Source organism: Actinomyces naeslundii (genome assembly GCF_001956585.1).
Classification (GTDB): Bacteria; Actinomycetota; Actinomycetes; order Actinomycetales; family Actinomycetaceae; genus Actinomyces; species Actinomyces naeslundii.
Map to the genome: position 1 here is coordinate 1 of NZ_MSRR01000001.1, position 16,677 is coordinate 16,677.

Genomic DNA, 16,677 nt, shown 5'->3' on the forward strand with positions numbered 1-16,677 from the left:
TGATCACCTGCGGGTACTGGGGCCCGACCACCCCAACACTCTGGCGACTCGTCGTAATCTTGCTGTGGCGCTGCAGAGTGCGGGGCGGGTGAAGCAAGCCATTGAGGCCTATCGGGCGGTGCTGACCGATCAGTTCCGAGTGCAGGGCCCCAACCACCCCGACACATTGCTGTCTCGGGATAATCTTGTGGAGATGCTCAATGCTGTAGGCCGGTGTAATGAGGCTGTCTTGGTGTATCAATCGATCCTTGAAGCGCGGCTGTCGAGTGCTGATCCTGACGACCCGGATGTCCTTGATGCACGCGATGATCTCGCCTGGGCACTCGGGCGTGCCAGACGTTTTGATGAGGCTCTTGCTGGTTACATGAAGCTCATTGTCGACTACGAGCGCGTCATGGGAGTCGATGATCCTGACACGCTCACGGCGCGCAACAACTACATCTGCACCCTGAAGAACTCAGGCAAGATCATGGAAGCCGTGGCTCTGTACCGTGAGCTGCTCAGCGATGTTGAACGAATCCTGGGAGCGGACGACGAGTTCGCCCAGGAGATCGCACAGCGTTTGAGCGAGTGGGAGTCATAGTTCTAGCTGCCTCGGCGGATGCGGAACCTGTGGGCCTCGGTGTCGAGGACGTGCTTGCGTCGTCGGCCCCAGCGCCTGCCGCTCCAGGCGCCGAGCAGCATCACGGTGCCGACCAGCACACTCGTTGCCGTCAGTGCGGGCATGACCTTCTCCCTTCGAGCTCCTTATCCCCGTGTCAATCCATGGTAATTCGCGTTCTGTGCCCGGCTCGTGCGCGCAGCGCGGGATCGAGGACGTACTTCCGGATCGGGGACTGCGCTTTTCCGCAGACGACTGGGTTCTGCCCTCAGTCATCTATGGGAAGACGCAGTCCTCGCGGGGAAAGTACGTCCTCGACGGCGCTCCCCGCCCCGCCGTGAGACGCCGCGACCGTTCCCCGTGAGACGCGGCCGCTTCGTCCCCGTGTCAGACCTCCCCGAGCGGCACCGGGACGTTAGGCTCAATACCGGTGCCCGCCCGGCCGACGTCGGCCCGCGCCCTCAAGCCATCCACATGCCCCGAGAGGATCAGCTGCATGGATCTCTACGAGTACCAGGCCAGGAACCTGTTCCGCCAGCACGGCGTCCCCGTGCTCGACGGCGCCGTGGCCACGACCCCCGAGGAGGCGCGCAGCGCCGCGCAGTCCCTCCTGGAGGCGGGTAGCGAGCTGGTGGTCGTCAAGGCCCAGGTCAAGACCGGCGGCCGCGGCAAGGCCGGCGGCGTCAAGCTCGCCCGCACCGTCGAGGAGGCCGAGGCCCGCGCCCGCGACATCCTGGGCATGGACATCAAGGGCCACACCGTGCGCGCCGTCCTCATCTCCGACGGCGTCGACATCGATGCCGAGTACTACTTCTCCATCCTCCTGGACCGCGCCGAGCGTCAGTACCTGGCCATGTGCTCGCGCGAGGGCGGTGTGGACATCGAGACCCTCGCGGCCGAGCGCCCCGAGGCCCTGGCCCGCGTCGGTATCGACCCGCTCGAGGGCATTACCCCCGCCGTCGCCCACCGGATCGTTCAGGCCGCCGGCTTCGAGGCCGGCCCTCTGGCCGACGACGTCGCCGCCGTTATCGAGCGCCTCTGGGCGGTCTTCACCGCCGAGGACGCCACCCTCGTGGAGGTCAACCCCCTGGTCAAGGCCGCCGACGGCCGCATCATCGCCCTGGACGGCAAGGTCACCCTCGACGACAACTCCCGCTTCCGCCACCCCGCCCACGCCGAGCTCGTCGACTCCGCCGCCACCGACCCCCTGGAGGCCCGCGCCCGTGAGGCCGGCCTCAACTACGTGCGCCTCGAGGGCCAGGTCGGGGTCCTGGGCAACGGCGCCGGCCTGGTCATGTCCACCCTCGACGTCGTCGCCGGTGCCGGCGAGCGTCACGGCGGCATGAAGCCCGCCAACTTCCTTGACCTGGGAGGCGGGTCATCGGCCGAGGTCATGGCCACCGGCCTGGAGGTCGTCGCCTCCGACCCCCAGGTGCGCACCATCCTCGTCAACGTCTTCGGCGGCATCACCTCCTGCGACACCGTCGCCCAGGGCATCGTGGCCGCCGTTGAGTCCCTGGGAGGGCTGCCCAAGCCCGTCGTCGTGCGCCTGGACGGCAACAATGCCGACACCGGTCGCGCCATCCTGGCCGAGGCCGCTATCGAGGGCGTCACCGTCGTCGACACCATGGACGGGGCCGCCGACGTCGTCACCGCCATCGCCGAGCAGATCAGCGGTCAGCCCGCTGCCAAGGAGGCCTGAGACATGAGCATCTTCCTGACCGAGACCGACCGCGTCATCGTCCAGGGCATGACCGGCTCGGAGGGCCGCAAGCACACCAACCGCATGCTCTCGGCCGGCACGAAGGTCGTCGCCGGCGTCAACCCCCGCAAGGCCGGCACCGCCGTCGCCTTCGACGTCGCCCCCATCGGTCCTGGAGCCGGTGAGGTTCAGGCCGGAACCGTTGAGGTCCCCGTCTACGGCACCGTCGCCGAGGCCAAGGAGCTCACCGGCGCCGAGGTGAGCGTCGTCTTCGTCCCACCCGCCTTCGCCAAGGGCGCCGTCGTCGAGGCGGTCGACGCCGGCGTGCGCCTCGTCGTCGTCATCACCGAGGGCATCCCGGTGGCCGACGCGACCTGGATGCGCGCCTATGCGGCCGAGCACGGCGTCCAGATCATCGGCCCCAACTGCCCGGGCATCATCTCCCCGGCCCGCTCCAACGTGGGCATCACCCCGCCCGACATCACCGGCCCCGGCCCCCTGGGACTGGTCTCCAAGTCCGGAACCCTGACCTACCAGCTCATGCACGAGCTGTCCGACCTGGGCTTCACCACCTGCATCGGCATCGGCGGGGACCCGGTGGTCGGCACCACCCACATCGACGCCCTGGCTGCCTTCGAGGCCGACCCCGACACCCGCCTGGTGGTCATGATCGGTGAGATCGGGGGCGACGCCGAGGAGCGCGCCGCCGCCTACATCCGCGAGCACATGACCAAGCCGGTGGTCGCCTACGTCGCCGGCTTCACCGCCCCCGAGGGGCGCACCATGGGGCATGCCGGGGCCATCGTCTCCGGCTCCTCCGGTACTGCCGAGGCCAAGAAGACCGCTTTGGAGGCCGCCGGCGTCCGGGTGGGGCACACCCCCAGCCAGACCGCCGAGATCGCCCGCGAGCTCTACCGCGCCCTGTCCGATGAGGTGAGCGCTTGAGCCTGGAGCGGTCGCGAGTCACCAGCCTGACGTCCTGGACCCTGTGGTCCCTGCGTGTGGGGGTCGAGTCCGTCGGTGTGGTCTGGCTGGTGGTGGTGCTGTTGACGGTCGCCGTGTCCATGGCGTCCTCCAGCCTCAGTGCCGCAGCCGCCCTGAGCGCAGGTGAGGCCCTGCGTGCCGGAACCGCGCTGTGGAGCCTCGGCTTCGGGGGAATGGTCACCTCGTCCTCCGAGGACCAGGGCACCCTCAGCCTGCCGTTGCTGGGACTGACCCTGGCTCAGGCGGGCTGGACCTGGATCTGCGTGCGGCGTGCCCGCCCCACCCGCCCGGCGGCCGGGGCGGCCATCATCCTCGCCGCGACCGCCGTCGCAGTCCTGGCCTGCCTGACCGGCCCCGCAGGACTGGAGACCTGGCCGGCCGTCGGCGGTATCACCGTCATCACGGGCGTCGTCGTCGCCGTTCAGCTCCAGCGTGCCGGCAAAGGCTGGGCGGACCTGAACCGCTGGTGGGACCGCCGCCCGCACTGGGTAGAGCCGGCTCTGTCACTGGCCTACGGCGCCGCGCGCGCCCTGGCGCTGCTGAGCCTCCTGGTGGTGGTCGCTGCCGTCCTCGTGGGGGCCGGCCGGGTCTCGGTCCTGCACGACTCCCTGGCCAGGGGCGGATTCGTCTCCATAGCCGGCCTGGTTCTGCTTCAGGTCGGCTGGGTGCCGACCCTGCTCATCTGGGCATGCTCCTGGCTCATCGGTGCCGGCTTCAGCGTCGGCACCGGGACTGTCTTCGCGCCCGACCGTGTGGTGGCCGGTAACGTTCCCACCCTGCCACTGCTGGGACTGCTGCCGGCGACGCCTCTGAGCACCGTGGGCCTGTGGCTTCCGCTCGTGGTGACGGCCGGCGCCATGGTGGCCGCCTGGCGACGTCGAGCGGTTCTCAACGCCCTGCGGGTGCGTTACGCCGTCAGCGCCGCTGGCCTGGCCGCCCTCGTCGTGGCCGGCGGCGTGGGCCTGCTGTGCGTGGCCGCCTCCGGCTCCGTGGGGCCGGGCCGGATGACCGACGTCGGCCCGCAGGTCCTCTACACCGTGATCCTTGTCTTCGTCGAGGTCGGGGTCGGCCTGGCGGCCATGGCGGTCCTCGCCCACCCCTATACGCGCGCCTGGGCCCGGGGCACCCTGCCCGAGTCGGTCCTGCCTGCGGCCTACCGCCGTCGAGATGCCGCTGCGGACGAGGACGTCGACGAGCAGGACGACCGGGCGTAGCGCCGGTGCTCCCCTCGAGGGCTGTTACGGTCCACGCGGAGCGGGGGGCGGCAGTGCACTGCGCTGATCGGGAACGTACCTTTTGATCGAGGACTGAGTTCTCCCGCAGACGACTGAGGGGGGACGTCAGTGGTTTGCGGGATGGGTACGTTCTGGATCGAGAACGCAGTTCCCGATCCGCTTGGCCGTCTACCTTGCTCTGCGGCCGAGGCCGGCCAGGGATCACCACGGTCCCTGTCAGCCTCTGCGGGCTCGCGCCACAAACCTCGTGGCGCCCACAGCGCCTGCTGGTGCGAACTCTGAGGATGCCCGTCTGGAATCTAGCGGGCCGGAGCGTCCGCGCCGCTCAGGGCGCTGATCGCCGTGTCCATGGACTCGACGAGCTCGGGCGTCACCGCAAGGACCGCCGACCCCGCCCGGTAGGTCATTCCGGGAATGGGGGTGTAGAGGACATTCGCCTCCAGGCTCGTGCGCCCCTCCTTGAGGGACTGCCACAACTCGGGCGTCTCACGGAAGAACCGGGTGACGCGCTCGTCGGAGGCCAGGTGCTCCAGGACGTTGTCGGCCGACTTGTGCGCGGCCCGGCCCGGCAGCCGGCGAGGAGGAATGTCGGTCTCGTCGTCGTCATCGATGGTCGGGGCGGCCCCCTGATACTCGATGACGACCAGCTGGGCCCCGCTGGGGGAGAGTGCCAGAGCGTGGACCGGGCTGTCGACCGGCCGCTGGTCGATGGCGCCGCCGCGGAAGGCGTCGGTGATCCGGAATCCCTCCAGGATGGCGAACTGCTCGCCGTTGCTGGTGTTCAGTCGGCGCGAGATCTCCAGGATCTCGGCCTGCTGCTCGGCCACGGAGGCGGCCAGGTCGCGCATCTCGCCGACCACGCGTGAGTCCGCCCCGGAGGCGGCCAGGTCGGCGACGGTCTCATCGATCCGGCTGGGTTCGAGAGCATCGACGCCGACGACGCCCAGGGACTCGGCGAGCTTCTGGAGACGGGCGATGTCGGCCTCGACCGCCACCTGCCGCTTGGTGCGTGCCGTGAACAGATCCTGGCTCTCGGAGAAGCTCTCGGCGGCCCTGATCCGCCGGTTGACCGAGAGCTCGGCGGCCAGGTCCGTGCCGCCGCCCGCCGGGCTCGCGCTCAGGGCGGAGCGCGGCATGTAGGTCATGGCGAAGTCCAGCAGGGCCAGGGCCACCTGTCCGGGCGTGAGGGTGATCAGGTAGCTCATGAGGCCGGTGGACGAGGGTGCGGTGCTGATACGGCGCCTCGGCGACCCCAGAGTCAGGATCAGTGAGAGGCTCATGGCCGCAGCGGCCAGCACACCGATCGCGCACAGCAGCCCCTGGGTGCCGTTCAGGGAGCTCCACCACTGGGAGAACATCCGTGGCAGGGCCGAGAGGAACAGGTCGTCCTCGGTGTCCTTGAGCTCGGGGGCGAGCTGCCAGACGGTGCGCACCTCATATATGCAGCACAGGAGGAACAGCACGACGCTGACCACCAGGATCCCCAGACGGAAGCCCTGACGGGCATTCGGCTCGGCGCCCGGCGTCGTGGCCTCCATGGCGTCGGCCCGCACGCCGCGCACCTGCTCGGCGGTGGCCCGCCCGGCCCGCATGGCGTAGAGACGCCCCTGGCGCAGGTCCCCGTAAGCACCCCAGGTGACGGCCAGGTCGCCCCAGGTAAAGTTCGCCAGTGCTACCACCGAGACGATGAGAGCCCGTACGAACGGCGGCGCCTCGGTGAGGTTGGGATAGCGGGGAGCCGGCGCCCCGGCCACCGTCCAGCCGTGCACGCCCGCGTAGGCGCGGCGGTGGGCGTCCAGGAGCAGGCAGGCGGCCATGAGGATGACGGACAGGGGGATGGCGCTCAGGCCTCCGCCATTGACCCGCCACAGGAACATGAGCAGTGCCGGGAAACCGCCGCCGGAGTCGCTCTGGCCCAGATGCTGGGCGATCCTGGCGATGTAGGTGGCGTGGTCGCTCACTGACTGCAGGATGACCAAGGCCGGCAGGATCCAGGCCACGACCCGCAGCCACACGAGGTTCTTGGCACCCTCGAAGGCCGGTGAGTCCTTGAGCCGCCACAGCGTGATGGCCACGGCCACCGCCATCGTGATGCTCGCGGTGCTCACCTGGTTGCTGACCGCCAGGACGTTGCTTCCCTCCTGGGTCATCGACCCCGAGGTCCACGGGTTGAAGGAGAACGGCAGACGTCCGTTGCCCAGGACCGAGGAGAGCAGGCCGTTCTCCTCAAGAGCCCGGATGCCGTCCTTGACGGCCGTCAGGCCGGCACCGGCGGCGAAACCCAGCAGGGCCCAGTCGGAGGCCGCCAGGCGGCGCATCCTTCCCGGGGCCAGGAACACTACGAGGACCAGGGGTACCAGGGGACTGAGCACATCGAGGGCAATGGTCAGGGCGATGCTCATCCCGTTGCCCATGACGGACAGCCCTGCACGGGTGCGTACCGCGCTCATGATCATGGCCACGATGAGCGACCAGGCGGCGCCGACGCCGTACATGAGGATCACGGAGCGCCAGCCGATGGTCCTCGTGCGGGCCAGCAGGGCCACCACCATGAGGCACACGGTCATGAACGCCGCCGGCACGACTGCGTAGGCCAGCCGCGGCACCGTCATCAGGGCGGCGATGAGCAGCAGGATCATGAGGGCGTAGGCTCCGCGCACCACCAGGTTCAGAGCGCTGGACAGACCCGAGTGGCGGCTCCACCAGCGCCGGTAGGCGGAGGCGGCCTCCTGCCACCGCTCGGGAGGAACCCCGCGGTATACCGGTGTTGCTGCGATGTTAATGGGCGCAGTCATGTTGTGGACTGTATGACGTATCTAAAGGCGCCCGCAAGGAAACAGGCCGATCGGTAGGCGGATTCACCGGTAGCGACATTGCGCGGGTCAGGGGCGGGCTGCGCTCGGTTCTGGTGGCTTGGCGGACACCAGCCGATAGGATGGGGGCGGCCGCAACTGGCGAGGGTGGGGCACCACCGGGGAGTGGCCGAGGCCGTCCATGAACGGGACGTCGTCCGCCTGGGCGTCCCGTACCTCCTCATGCCGAACCAGGAGCGCCATGTCCCCGTCGTCGTCCCAGTCCTCGCAGTCCACGAACCAGACGGTTCCCACCGCCCACGTCCCCACCGAGGGGCTCGTCAGCCCGGACCGCGTGCCCGTGCGCCGCGCCCTCGTCTCCGTCTACGACAAGACCGGTCTCGTCCCCCTGGCTCAGGCCCTGTCCGACGCCGGCGTCGAGATCGTCTCCACCGGCTCCACCGCCGCCACCATCGCCGCCGCGGGCCTGGCTGTCACCCCGGTGGAGGAGGTCACCGGCTTCCCCGAGTGTCTCGAGGGCCGCGTCAAGACCCTCCACCCGGCCGTCCACGCCGGCATCCTCGCCGATCGCCGCAAGCCCGACCACCTCGACCAGTTGGGGACCCTGGACGTGACCCCCATCGACCTGGTCGTCGTCAACCTCTACCCCTTCTCCGACACCGTCGCCTCCGGAGCCCCCTTCGACGCCTGTGTCGAGCAGATCGACATCGGCGGGCCCACCATGGTGCGCGCCGCGGCCAAGAACCACCCCGCTGTCGCTGTCGTCACCAGCCCTGATCACTACAGCGATGTCACCGCCGCCGTGCGCGAGGGCGGATTCACCCTGGCGGCCCGCCGCCGGCTGGCCGCCGAGGCCTTCGCCCACACCGCCGCCTACGACGCCGCCGTGTCCACCTGGTTGGCCGCGCAGGTCGAGGCCGACGGTGCTGCGAACACTGCCGACGCCGCAGACAGAACCGATTCGGGGGAGCCTGCGGCGCTGCCCGCCTACGTCGGCGTCGGCTACGAGCGCCTGGCGGGCCTGCGATACGGGGAGAACCCGCACCAGCGCGCCGCCGTCTACCGCACCGCCGGGGCGAGCGGGGGAGTGGCCGGGGCCCGCCAGCTCCACGGCAAGGCCATGAGCTACAACAACTACACTGACACCGACGCCGCCGTGCGCGCCGCCTACGACCACGGCCAGGCCGTCACGGTCGCCGTCGTCAAGCACGCCAACCCCTGCGGCATCGCCGTCTCGGCTGCCGGAGACGTCGCCGAGGCCCACCGCAAGGCTCACGCCTGCGACCCGGTCTCCGCCTACGGCGGCGTCATCGCCACCAATGCCACCGTCACCGCCGAGATGGCCCGCCAGATCAAGCCGATCTTCACCGAGGTCGTCGCCGCCCCCGCCTTCGACGAGGAGGCCGTGGAGATCCTGTCCACCAAGAAGAACCTCCGTCTGCTCGTCGTCGAGGCCCCCCAGCGCGAGGGCTACGAGATCAAGCAGGTCTCAGGCGGCGCCGTCATCCAGGAGCGCGACGTGCTCAGCGCCGACGGCGATGACCCTGCGACCTGGACCCTGGCCGCAGGGCCCGTCGCGGACGACGCGCTCCTGGCCGAGCTCGCCTTCGCCTGGCGCTCGGTGCGCGCCGTGCGCTCCAACGCGGTCCTCCTGGCCCACGACGGCGCCACCGTCGGCGTGGGGATGGGACAGGTCAACCGCGTCGACTCCTGCAAGCTGGCCGTCGAACGCGCCAACACCCTGGGTGCCCGCTCCACCGGTGACGCCGCAGTCAACGGCGCCCCGAAGGAGAAGGGGGCCGTCGGCGGGGCCGACGCCTCCGAGGTCCTGGGGGACTCGTCCGGTGACGCGGCTGCCGCACCGGAGCGCGCTCGTGGGGCCGTGGCCGCCTCCGACGCCTTCTTCCCCTTCGCCGACGGCCTCCAGGTCCTCATCGACGCCGGGGTCCGCGCCGTCGTCCAGCCAGGCGGATCCATCCGCGATCAGGAGGTCATCGACGCCGCTCAGGCAGCCGGAGTCACCATGTACCTCACCGGCACCCGGCACTTCGCCCACTGACCGCTTCGGCCCCGCGCCCGTCTGGTCCTGCGACGGGCGCGGGGCGCCCCGTGAAGAAGGTCGTGGACCGACGCCCCCGCGCGCCGATAGGCTCGCCACCGTGACTCACGACCCGCATCCCCAGCAGGCCGAGCACAAGGAGCCCTACCGCACCATCTGCGTCGTCCTCGTGGCCCTCGGCCTGGCGGCAGTCCCCGCCTTCGCGCTGCTGGGACACCGCCGCATCGCCGTCCTGTGGGCGGCCACCGGGATCCTGGCGCTGGCCATTGTCAGGATCCAGCGACCCGACGGCACCTGGCTGGCGGCACGCAGCCGCCTGTTCGACGTCATCCTCGGCATCGGGCTGGCCGCCGTCCTGTTCCTCCTGTCCCCGTACGCCAATCTGCCCCGTGTCCTGTAAGGGGCGACGCGAGCCGTGCACCGCATGAGCTCTCCTGCCGACGGTGCGCGTCGCTCCCTGTGATCTGGGTCCACGGAGCGCTCATTCCTCGGTCCGGTGCGACGCCGCGACCGAGCGGTATGGCACGCTGGCCCCATTCAAGACGTCTTGTCATCTCGTTTCACACCCTGAAGGTCCCGTATGTCACGCAATCCCTCGACCCGACCATCCCTGGGCCACCGCCTCAGCCACAGCATCCTGACCTGGGTCATCGGTGCGATCCTGTTGGCCCTCATCGTGGGGTCGCTCCGAATCGGCGGTCACCCGATCATTCCTAAGCCCGTCGGCAACGTCTTCGCGACCTTCTCCGACCTGTTCAGCCAGTTCCTCAGCTTCTCCATCCCGCTCATCATCATCGGCCTGGTGACCCCCGCCATCGCCGATCTGGGACGCGGGGCCGGCAAGTGGCTCGGGATCACCACGGCCCTGGCCTACGCCTCGACCCTCTTCGCAGGCTTCCTCACCTTCGTGGTGTGCGCCGCTACCTTCCCCCGGCTGCTCGCCGGAACCTCTCTGGCCGACGTCTCCAAGCCGGAGGGGGCTCTGAGCAGCTACTTCACGGTGGAGATGCCGCCGGCCGTCGAGGTCATGACCGCCCTGCTGCTGTCCTTCGTCCTGGGCATCGGCCTGTCCATGGTGCCCCGGGGCGTGCTGCGCAAGGGATTCATCGAGTTCCGAGCCATCATCACCCGCCTCATCGAGCGGCTCATCATCCCGCTGCTGCCCCTGCACATCTTCGGTATCTTCCTCAACCTCACCTACACCGGGGCGGCCGGAGCGGTGATGAAGGCGCTCCTGCGGGTCGTCGTCGTGGTCCTCATCCTCGAGGTCGTCATCCTGGGTATCCAGTTCCTCACCGCGGGACTCATCGGCCGCCGCAACCCGCTCAAGGCCCTGATCACCATGCTGCCGGCCTACCTGACGGCCCTGGGCACCTCCTCGTCCGCGGCCACGATCCCGGTCACCCTGCGTCAGACGAAGAAGAACGGCGTCTCCGACGCGGTGGCCTCCTTCACCATTCCCCTGTGCGCCACGATCCACCTGGCGGGGTCGACCTCGAAGATCTTCTCCTTCGCTTTCGCAATCGTCCTCACCCAGGACCTGCACGTGAGCACCACCCAGTGGATCGGCTTCATCTTCATGCTCGGCATCACGATGGTGGCCGCGCCGGGTGTCCCCGGCGGCGCCATCATGGCGGCCACCGGTCTGCTGTCCTCCATGCTCGGCTTCAACGACCAGCAGGTGGCCCTCATGATCGCCACCTACATCGCCCTGGACTCCTTCGGTACCGCCACGAACGTCACCGGTGACGGCGCCATCGCCATCATCGTGGACCGCATGGCGGGCGGATCCGTCAATGACGAGGGCGACCCGGAGAACGTCCGTGAGCTCTCCTTCGACGGCATGGCCTACCTCCACGCCGTCAGTGTCGAAGGGGTCGTCAGCCCCGAGGAGCTCGAGGCCTCGGCCGCAGCCACTCGCTCCGGCGAGTAGAGCCGAGCAGAGCATCACCCGATCGGGCGCCGGGAGTCACAGCGACTCTCGGCGCCCGATCGTCGTATCCGCCTGAGTCTCCAGTACCTGCCGCTACTCTCAGCGACCGCGGGCGGTCAGCGTGCGCAGCGGCCCGGGCTCGGCCAGGAGCTTGGCCGGCGGACCGGCCTGAACGACCGTCCCGGCATCCATGACGACGACGTGATCGGCCTGCTCGGACCACTGGAGGCGGTGAGTGATCTCGATGATTGTGGCCTGTGGCAGATAGGTGCGCACCCCGATGCGCACCCGCTCATCCAGGTCGGGGTCCAGATGGGAGGTGAACTCATCGAGGATGAGCACTCCGGGGCGAGCGAGCAGGGCCCGTGCCAGTGCCAGCCTTTGTCGCTGACCTCCGGACAGGGACTGGCCCCGCTCACCGACGAGGGTGTCGTAGCCGTCCTCGAGAGCCTCGATGTCCTCGTCGATGCAGGCCGCCCGGCAGGCCCGGACCACCTGGGCGTCACTGGCCGACGGCGCCGTCAGACGCACGTTGTCGGCGATGGTGGCTCGCATGAGGTGGACTCGCTGATCCACCATGCCGATCTCCTGATAGAGGCTGATGGCGCTCAGGTCGGCCACGTCCTGGCCATCGATGAGGATGCGGCCCGAGTCCGGCTCGTCGAAGCGCACCGCCAGCTGGGCAAGTGTGGACTTGCCCGAGCCGGAGGCTCCCACGATGCAGGTCCACTTGCCGGCCCTGGCCCTGACGCTCACCCCGCGGACGGCCTGCGCGGCGGTACTGGGGTAGGAGTAGGTGACGCCCTGCCACAGGACCTCGTGGGAGATACCACCGGTCAGTTCCTGATCGCCGTCGTGCACCTCCACAGGGGCGTTGACGACCTCCCACACCCTCTCTGCCGAGGCGAAGGAGGCGTTGAGCGCGCCGGCGAGCTCCTCGACGCCGCGCACGGTCTCGGTCATCCGCAGTACCGCCGCCGCTGCGGCAGCCAGAAGGGGGATGCCCGCACCGGAGCTGGTGGCCGGAAGCATCGCCCCCACCATGATGACGACGATCGGCGCGGTCAGGCTCGCCAGCTGGTTGATGCCCCGGCGCACGGAGGCCCACTGGCCGGTTGGTCGTGCGGCACCGGCGATCTCGGCGTCGATCCTGGCCATCTCATCAAGACGCTCCTGGCTGCGTCCGTATCCGACGACCTCGCTCATGCCCTGGACGGTGTCGGTGACGTGCTGGGTGAGGTCCGCCCGCGCCGCGGAGGCTGACCGGGAGGCGTCCAGGGAGGCGGTGAAGCCCAGGCGGGGCACGATGAGCAGCTGGAGCACCGCGAAGGGGAGCGCCGCCAGGGCCACCGGCCAGGACACCTTGAGACCGATGACCGTGAGCACCACGATCGGGGTGACGGCGGCGGAGACCGCCGGAGCGAAGGTGTGGGCGAAGAAGACCTCGATGCGGTCCACGTCCTTGGTGGCGCGAGACAACAGGTCGCCCGAGCGTGACGTTGCACTGACCCGGGGCGAGCGGGGGATGAGGGAGCGGAAGATCTGCCCGCGCAGCAGCTCGAGGGCCTTGAAGGCCACCAGATGGCCGAGGAACTGCTCGGCGTAGCGCAGAGCCGCCTTGAGCAGCGACAGCCCCGCCATGACGGCCAGTATTGGCCAGATGGCGGGTGCCGGCGCGCCGGTCGCCATCGCCAGCCCCGTCTGGGCCACGGCATAGGCCCCCAAGGAGAACAGGGCGACGCCGCTGAGCACGTCAGTGATGCGGCACAGCGTGGAACCCAGCAGTGGTGACAGAACCGGGCGGGTGACCTGAAGCAGCCAGCGCACCAGCGTCGCCCGCGAGGGGAGTCGCTGCGTGGAGGAGCTGGCCCGGCCGGTGGTGCTGCGCCGATCCGATCCGCCGTCCTCGTGCGGTCGTGACCCAGATGGGCGCTTGGACGCAGTCATGCCCGCTCCTCCCCGTGGTCGCCCGCCGCTGCCTCCGGGGCGGTGTCTCCGGCCTCGTGGGGTTCGGTCCCGGTACCTGCCCGACCACTTGACGCGTGGGCGGGCCCGGGATCCTGGGCCGGGCTCACCTCATGGACTCCGCGGGCCTCGACCCTCACCGCCCGGTCCGCAGTGGTCAGCGCCCCCGCACGGTGTGAGACAGTGATGACGGTGCGGCCCCGGGCCAGCTGCTCGATGGACTCGACGATGGCCGCCTCGCTGGCCAGGTCCACCTGGCTGGTGGGCTCGTCCAGCAGCAGCACGGGGCGGTCGGCCAGGAACGCGCGCGCCAGGGACAGGCGCTGGGCCTGCCCGCCCGACAGCCCCAGCCCGGCCTCACCGACCTGCGTCTCCAGTCCCTCGGGCATGAGTGCCACCTCCTTGTCCAGACGGGCCACCTCCAGGGCGTGCCACATCTGCGACGGCGTCGCATAGGGCTGAGCCAGGCGCAGGTTGTCCGCGATCGTTCCGGTGAAGAGCCACGTCGTCTGCGCCACCAGCGCGGAGGCCGAACGCACCTGGTCCTGGGTGGCGGCGCTCAGCTCGGTGCCCTCGACACGCAAGGACCCGTCACTAGGCAGCAGGTTCCCGGCGAGCATCGCCATGAGCGTCGACTTTCCTGCTCCCGAGGGGCCCACGACCGCCAGGTGCTCGCCGCGACGCACGGTCAGGTTCACGCCCTCCAGCACCGGGTCCTCGCCCCAGGCGGCCTCGACGTCGTCGAGCACGACGCAGGCCTGCGCGGCGGCTGAGGGCTGAGTCCTGGCCCCGGTTCTCGCGGTGGAGCGGGGCAGGGGCCGCGACAGGATCTTGCGAATGGCGCGCTGGTTGGCCATACCGCCCATGCCCACGTAGAAGAAGGCGCCCACGTGGTCCAGCGGCTCCAGGAGCACGTAGGAGGTCAGGGCAACCGCCAGTGCGTCACCGACGTCGATCGCTCCGGTGCTCAGACGTACCAGGGCCAGTCCCGCGGCGGCGGTGATGAGGAAGAGCGAGAAGAGGCCGTCAGTGAGCAGGATGACGAGCTGGTTGCCCGCCAGTAGGTCCATGACAGCGCGTCGGTTCGTCTCTCCCTCCAGGCGCAGACGGGCGCTGGTGCGCTCCGCGGCCCGGGCCAGGGTGAGGGTGCGCAGCCCCTGGATGGCATCGAGGTACTCGGCGGCCAGCCGTGTGCGCGCCCGCCGAGAGCCCGACGACGACGCCCGCAGCCGTGAGTGGGCGAAGACGATGAAGGCCGGCACCACGACTATGGCCACGCCCAGCACCAGGGCGGGGAGGACGTCGACGGCGGCCCCCAGCTCGATGAGCACCAGCAGGGGCGCGGCGGCCGCAGCCAGGGTGGGGGCCAGGAAGGTCTGTCGGTAGAGGGCCACGCGCTCGGCGCCGTCGGTCAGCAAGGAGGCGGTGGCGCCGCTGCGGATGTCGGCGGCGCGCGCGGGCCCCAGGCCCAGCAGGTGGGCCAGGGTGAGGCGGCGCAGATGAGCCTCCTCGCTCAGCGCGCTGGAGCGGGAGACCCGTTGGGCGAGCAGTTGGCAGGTGGCACTCAGGACGGCCGCGGCCAGCGCCTGGGCGAGCAGGCCCGCAACCGACGAGGAGCTCAGGAGCGCACCCAGGGCACGTCCGGTGGAGATGAGGCACCAGCCCGATCCCAGGGCGCCCAGCAGCGTCAGACCGAAGGAGATAGCCCCCGCACGGCGCCCCGCAGGCGAGGAGACCGCGGGGCGGGACGGAAGGCCGCGGCGCAGTGGCGCAGGAATGGGCGCGGGGGATCGGCGTGAGCTCATCACGGTCCTGGAGGCGAGAAACGGGCTGGGGGAGGCCCCCAGCGTATCGATCGGGACGGGCGTTGTCAGGGGCGGTGACTATCTCGTTGAGATCACTGGGGACCAGGAGGATCTTCGCCTCTACGACCCAGGGGAGTGGTGAGAGTCACGAAATGTGGTGGACGGGTGTGTTCACCTGCGCGGACGTCATAGCGTTGTCCTGCCGGGCTGCCGCCTGCGGCCCGTGACGACACACGTCTCGAAGGAGTCCTCGATGGCAAACGCCCCCGTCAACATCACCGTCACCGGTGCGGCCGGCAACATCGGCTACGCGCTGCTGTTCCGCATCGCCTCCGGTGCCCTGCTCGGTCCGGACCAGCGCGTCAACCTCCGCCTCCTGGAGATCCCGCCGGCGGTCAAGGCCGCTGAGGGCACCGCCATGGAGCTGTTCGACTCCGCCTTCCCGACCCTGGGCAGCGTCGACATCTTCGACGACCCCAAGGCTGCCTTCGAGGGCGCCAACATCGCCTTCCTCGTGGGTTCCATGCCCCGCAAGGCCGGCATGGAGCGCGCGGACCTGCTCTCCGCCAACGGCGGCATCTTCGGTCCCCAGGGTGAGGCGCTCAACGCCGGCGCAGCCGATGACATCAAGGTGCTCGTCGTGGGCAACCCCGCCAACACCAACGCTCTCATCGCCGCGTCCCACGCCCCCGACATCCCCTCCTCGCGCTTCACGGCCATGACCCGTCTGGACCACAACCGCGCCCTGGCCCAGCTGGCCACCAAGGCCGGCTGCCACGTCACCGACATCGACAAGGTCACCGTCTGGGGCAACCACTCCACCACCCAGTACCCCGACCTGACCCAGGCCACCGTCAAGGGCGCTCCCGTCACCGACATCCTGGCCGATCGCGCCTGGGTCGAGGACGACTTCATCCCGACCGTCGCCAAGCGCGGCGCCGCCATCATCGACGCCCGCGGTGCCTCCTCGGCCGCCTCGGCCGCCTCTGCCGCCATCGACCACGTGCACGACTGGGTGCTGGGCACCTCCGGGTCCTGGACCTCCTCCTCGGTCATGTCGGACGGCTCCTACGGCGTGCCCGAGGGCATCATCTCCTCCTTCCCCTGCACCTCGGAGAACGGTGAGTGGAAGATCGTCCAGGGACTGGAGATCGACGACTTCTCCCGCGGCAAGATCGACGCCTCGGCGGCCGAGCTCGTTGAGGAGAAGAACACCGTGGCCTCCATGGGACTGATCTGAGCGCTCTCAGCCAGCCGGCTCAGAGCACGGGCTCAGCCTGAGGGTCTGCTGGGGCCGCCTCGTCCGCGGTCTGGTATGGACCACTCGGAGCCGTTGAGTCTGTTCAGCGCTCACCAGGTCCTCGCCGCTCAGTGAGCGGCGAGGACCTTTTTCATGCTCGCGTGCACATCTCGGTCGGTGAATCATTGACATCACTGGTATAGACCTGCGACAGTCGACCAGATTAATGATTGTTTGCGCAATATACGTTTGAGTTCCGCTCAACTTAGGTCTAATCTCTCCTGCTGAGGTCAGATGACTAGACGTCATCTCTTCCCGCTGACCACGGCAATGGTGCCGT

General features: G+C 69.6%; 12 protein-coding genes and 1 riboswitch. Of the genes, 8 read left to right on the plus strand and 4 right to left on the minus strand.

Annotated features, from left to right (window positions below; all coding sequences use genetic code 11):
* A partial coding sequence (locus BKH33_RS00005) for a tetratricopeptide repeat protein (RefSeq protein WP_143229043.1) occupies window positions 1-583 on the plus strand: 583 nt, incomplete at its 5' end.
* Between the two features lie 2 nt (window positions 584-585).
* Here BKH33_RS00005 and BKH33_RS13835 read toward each other — a convergent pair.
* The gene (locus BKH33_RS13835) at window positions 586-726 is read right to left on the minus strand and encodes a hypothetical protein (protein WP_003782817.1); all 141 of its coding nucleotides are present in this window, start codon (window positions 724-726) and stop codon (window positions 586-588) included.
* Window positions 727-1,097: 371 nt separating this feature from the next.
* Here BKH33_RS13835 and sucC point away from each other — a divergent pair, with 371 nt between their 5' ends.
* Genes sucC through BKH33_RS00020 form a run of 3 tightly spaced genes read left to right on the plus strand, consistent with a single transcriptional unit; the run spans window position 1,098 to window position 4,501 of the window.
* Window positions 1,098-2,303, plus strand: a complete 1,206-nt coding sequence (sucC, locus tag BKH33_RS00010; RefSeq protein ID WP_003782821.1) for an ADP-forming succinate--CoA ligase subunit beta — start codon at window positions 1,098-1,100, stop codon at window positions 2,301-2,303.
* Window positions 2,304-2,306: 3 nt separating this feature from the next.
* Window positions 2,307-3,248, plus strand: a complete 942-nt coding sequence (sucD, locus tag BKH33_RS00015) for a succinate--CoA ligase subunit alpha (protein ID WP_003782828.1) — start codon at window positions 2,307-2,309, stop codon at window positions 3,246-3,248.
* Window positions 3,245-4,501 carry a cell division protein PerM gene (locus BKH33_RS00020; protein ID WP_003782811.1) on the plus strand — a complete coding sequence of 419 codons (1,257 nt, stop codon included), beginning with the start codon at window positions 3,245-3,247 and terminating at the stop codon, window positions 4,499-4,501. Before sucD ends, BKH33_RS00020 begins: the two co-directional genes overlap by 4 nt.
* 320 nt (window positions 4,502-4,821) lie before the next feature.
* Here the strand turns inward: BKH33_RS00020 and BKH33_RS00025 are convergent, their stop codons facing one another.
* Entirely contained in the window at window positions 4,822-7,317 is a 2,496-nt protein-coding gene (locus tag BKH33_RS00025; RefSeq protein WP_003782804.1) for a hypothetical protein, read from the minus strand.
* A 142-nt stretch (window positions 7,318-7,459) separates the two neighbouring features.
* Window positions 7,460-7,549, plus strand: a riboswitch (ZMP/ZTP riboswitch).
* A gap of 27 nt (window positions 7,550-7,576) precedes the next feature.
* Between BKH33_RS00025 and purH the strand changes: the two genes are divergently transcribed.
* The 3 genes from purH (at window position 7,577) to BKH33_RS00045 (ending at window position 11,327) form a co-directional block, all read left to right on the plus strand.
* The gene (purH, locus tag BKH33_RS00035) at window positions 7,577-9,394 is read left to right on the plus strand and encodes a bifunctional phosphoribosylaminoimidazolecarboxamide formyltransferase/IMP cyclohydrolase (protein ID WP_076142400.1); all 1,818 of its coding nucleotides are present in this window, start codon (window positions 7,577-7,579) and stop codon (window positions 9,392-9,394) included.
* A 100-nt stretch (window positions 9,395-9,494) separates the two neighbouring features.
* Complete coding sequence (locus BKH33_RS00040; RefSeq protein WP_043539261.1) at window positions 9,495-9,794, plus strand: DUF3017 domain-containing protein; 300 nt, start codon at window positions 9,495-9,497, stop codon at window positions 9,792-9,794.
* Between the two features lie 180 nt (window positions 9,795-9,974).
* Entirely contained in the window at window positions 9,975-11,327 is a 1,353-nt protein-coding gene (locus tag BKH33_RS00045) for a dicarboxylate/amino acid:cation symporter (RefSeq protein ID WP_003782813.1), read from the plus strand.
* 99 nt (window positions 11,328-11,426) lie between these two features.
* Here BKH33_RS00045 and BKH33_RS00050 read toward each other — a convergent pair whose 3' ends face one another.
* The gene (locus tag BKH33_RS00050) at window positions 11,427-13,274 is read right to left on the minus strand and encodes an amino acid ABC transporter ATP-binding/permease protein (RefSeq protein WP_003782806.1); all 1,848 of its coding nucleotides are present in this window, start codon (window positions 13,272-13,274) and stop codon (window positions 11,427-11,429) included.
* A complete protein-coding gene (locus BKH33_RS00055; RefSeq protein ID WP_076142402.1) occupies window positions 13,271-15,097 on the minus strand; it encodes an ABC transporter ATP-binding protein/permease in 1,827 nt (608 codons plus the stop codon). The genes BKH33_RS00050 and BKH33_RS00055 overlap by 4 nt, the downstream gene beginning before the upstream one ends.
* A 253-nt stretch (window positions 15,098-15,350) precedes the next feature.
* Between BKH33_RS00055 and BKH33_RS00060 the strand changes: the two genes are divergently transcribed.
* Window positions 15,351-16,337: a malate dehydrogenase gene (locus tag BKH33_RS00060; protein ID WP_076067737.1), complete on the plus strand. Its 987-nt coding sequence runs from the start codon at window positions 15,351-15,353 to the stop codon at window positions 16,335-16,337.
* Window positions 16,338-16,677 lie beyond the last annotated feature (340 nt).

Bases quoted from the DNA above. Each gene is read 5' to 3' on its own strand.
- BKH33_RS00025 (WP_003782804.1), bottom strand. From the start codon at position 7,317: ATGACTGCGCCCATTAACATCGCAGCAACACCGGTATACCGCGGGGTT.
- BKH33_RS13835 (WP_003782817.1), bottom strand. From the start codon at position 726: ATGCCCGCACTGACGGCAACGAGTGTGCTGGTCGGCACCGTGATGCTG.
- BKH33_RS00060 (WP_076067737.1), top strand. From the start codon at position 15,351: ATGGCAAACGCCCCCGTCAACATCACCGTCACCGGTGCGGCCGGCAAC.
- BKH33_RS00055 (WP_076142402.1), bottom strand. From the start codon at position 15,097: ATGAGCTCACGCCGATCCCCCGCGCCCATTCCTGCGCCACTGCGCCGC.
- purH (WP_076142400.1), top strand. From the start codon at position 7,577: ATGTCCCCGTCGTCGTCCCAGTCCTCGCAGTCCACGAACCAGACGGTT.
- BKH33_RS00045 (WP_003782813.1), top strand. From the start codon at position 9,975: ATGTCACGCAATCCCTCGACCCGACCATCCCTGGGCCACCGCCTCAGC.
- BKH33_RS00050 (WP_003782806.1), bottom strand. From the start codon at position 13,274: ATGACTGCGTCCAAGCGCCCATCTGGGTCACGACCGCACGAGGACGGC.
- sucC (WP_003782821.1), top strand. From the start codon at position 1,098: ATGGATCTCTACGAGTACCAGGCCAGGAACCTGTTCCGCCAGCACGGC.
- sucD (WP_003782828.1), top strand. From the start codon at position 2,307: ATGAGCATCTTCCTGACCGAGACCGACCGCGTCATCGTCCAGGGCATG.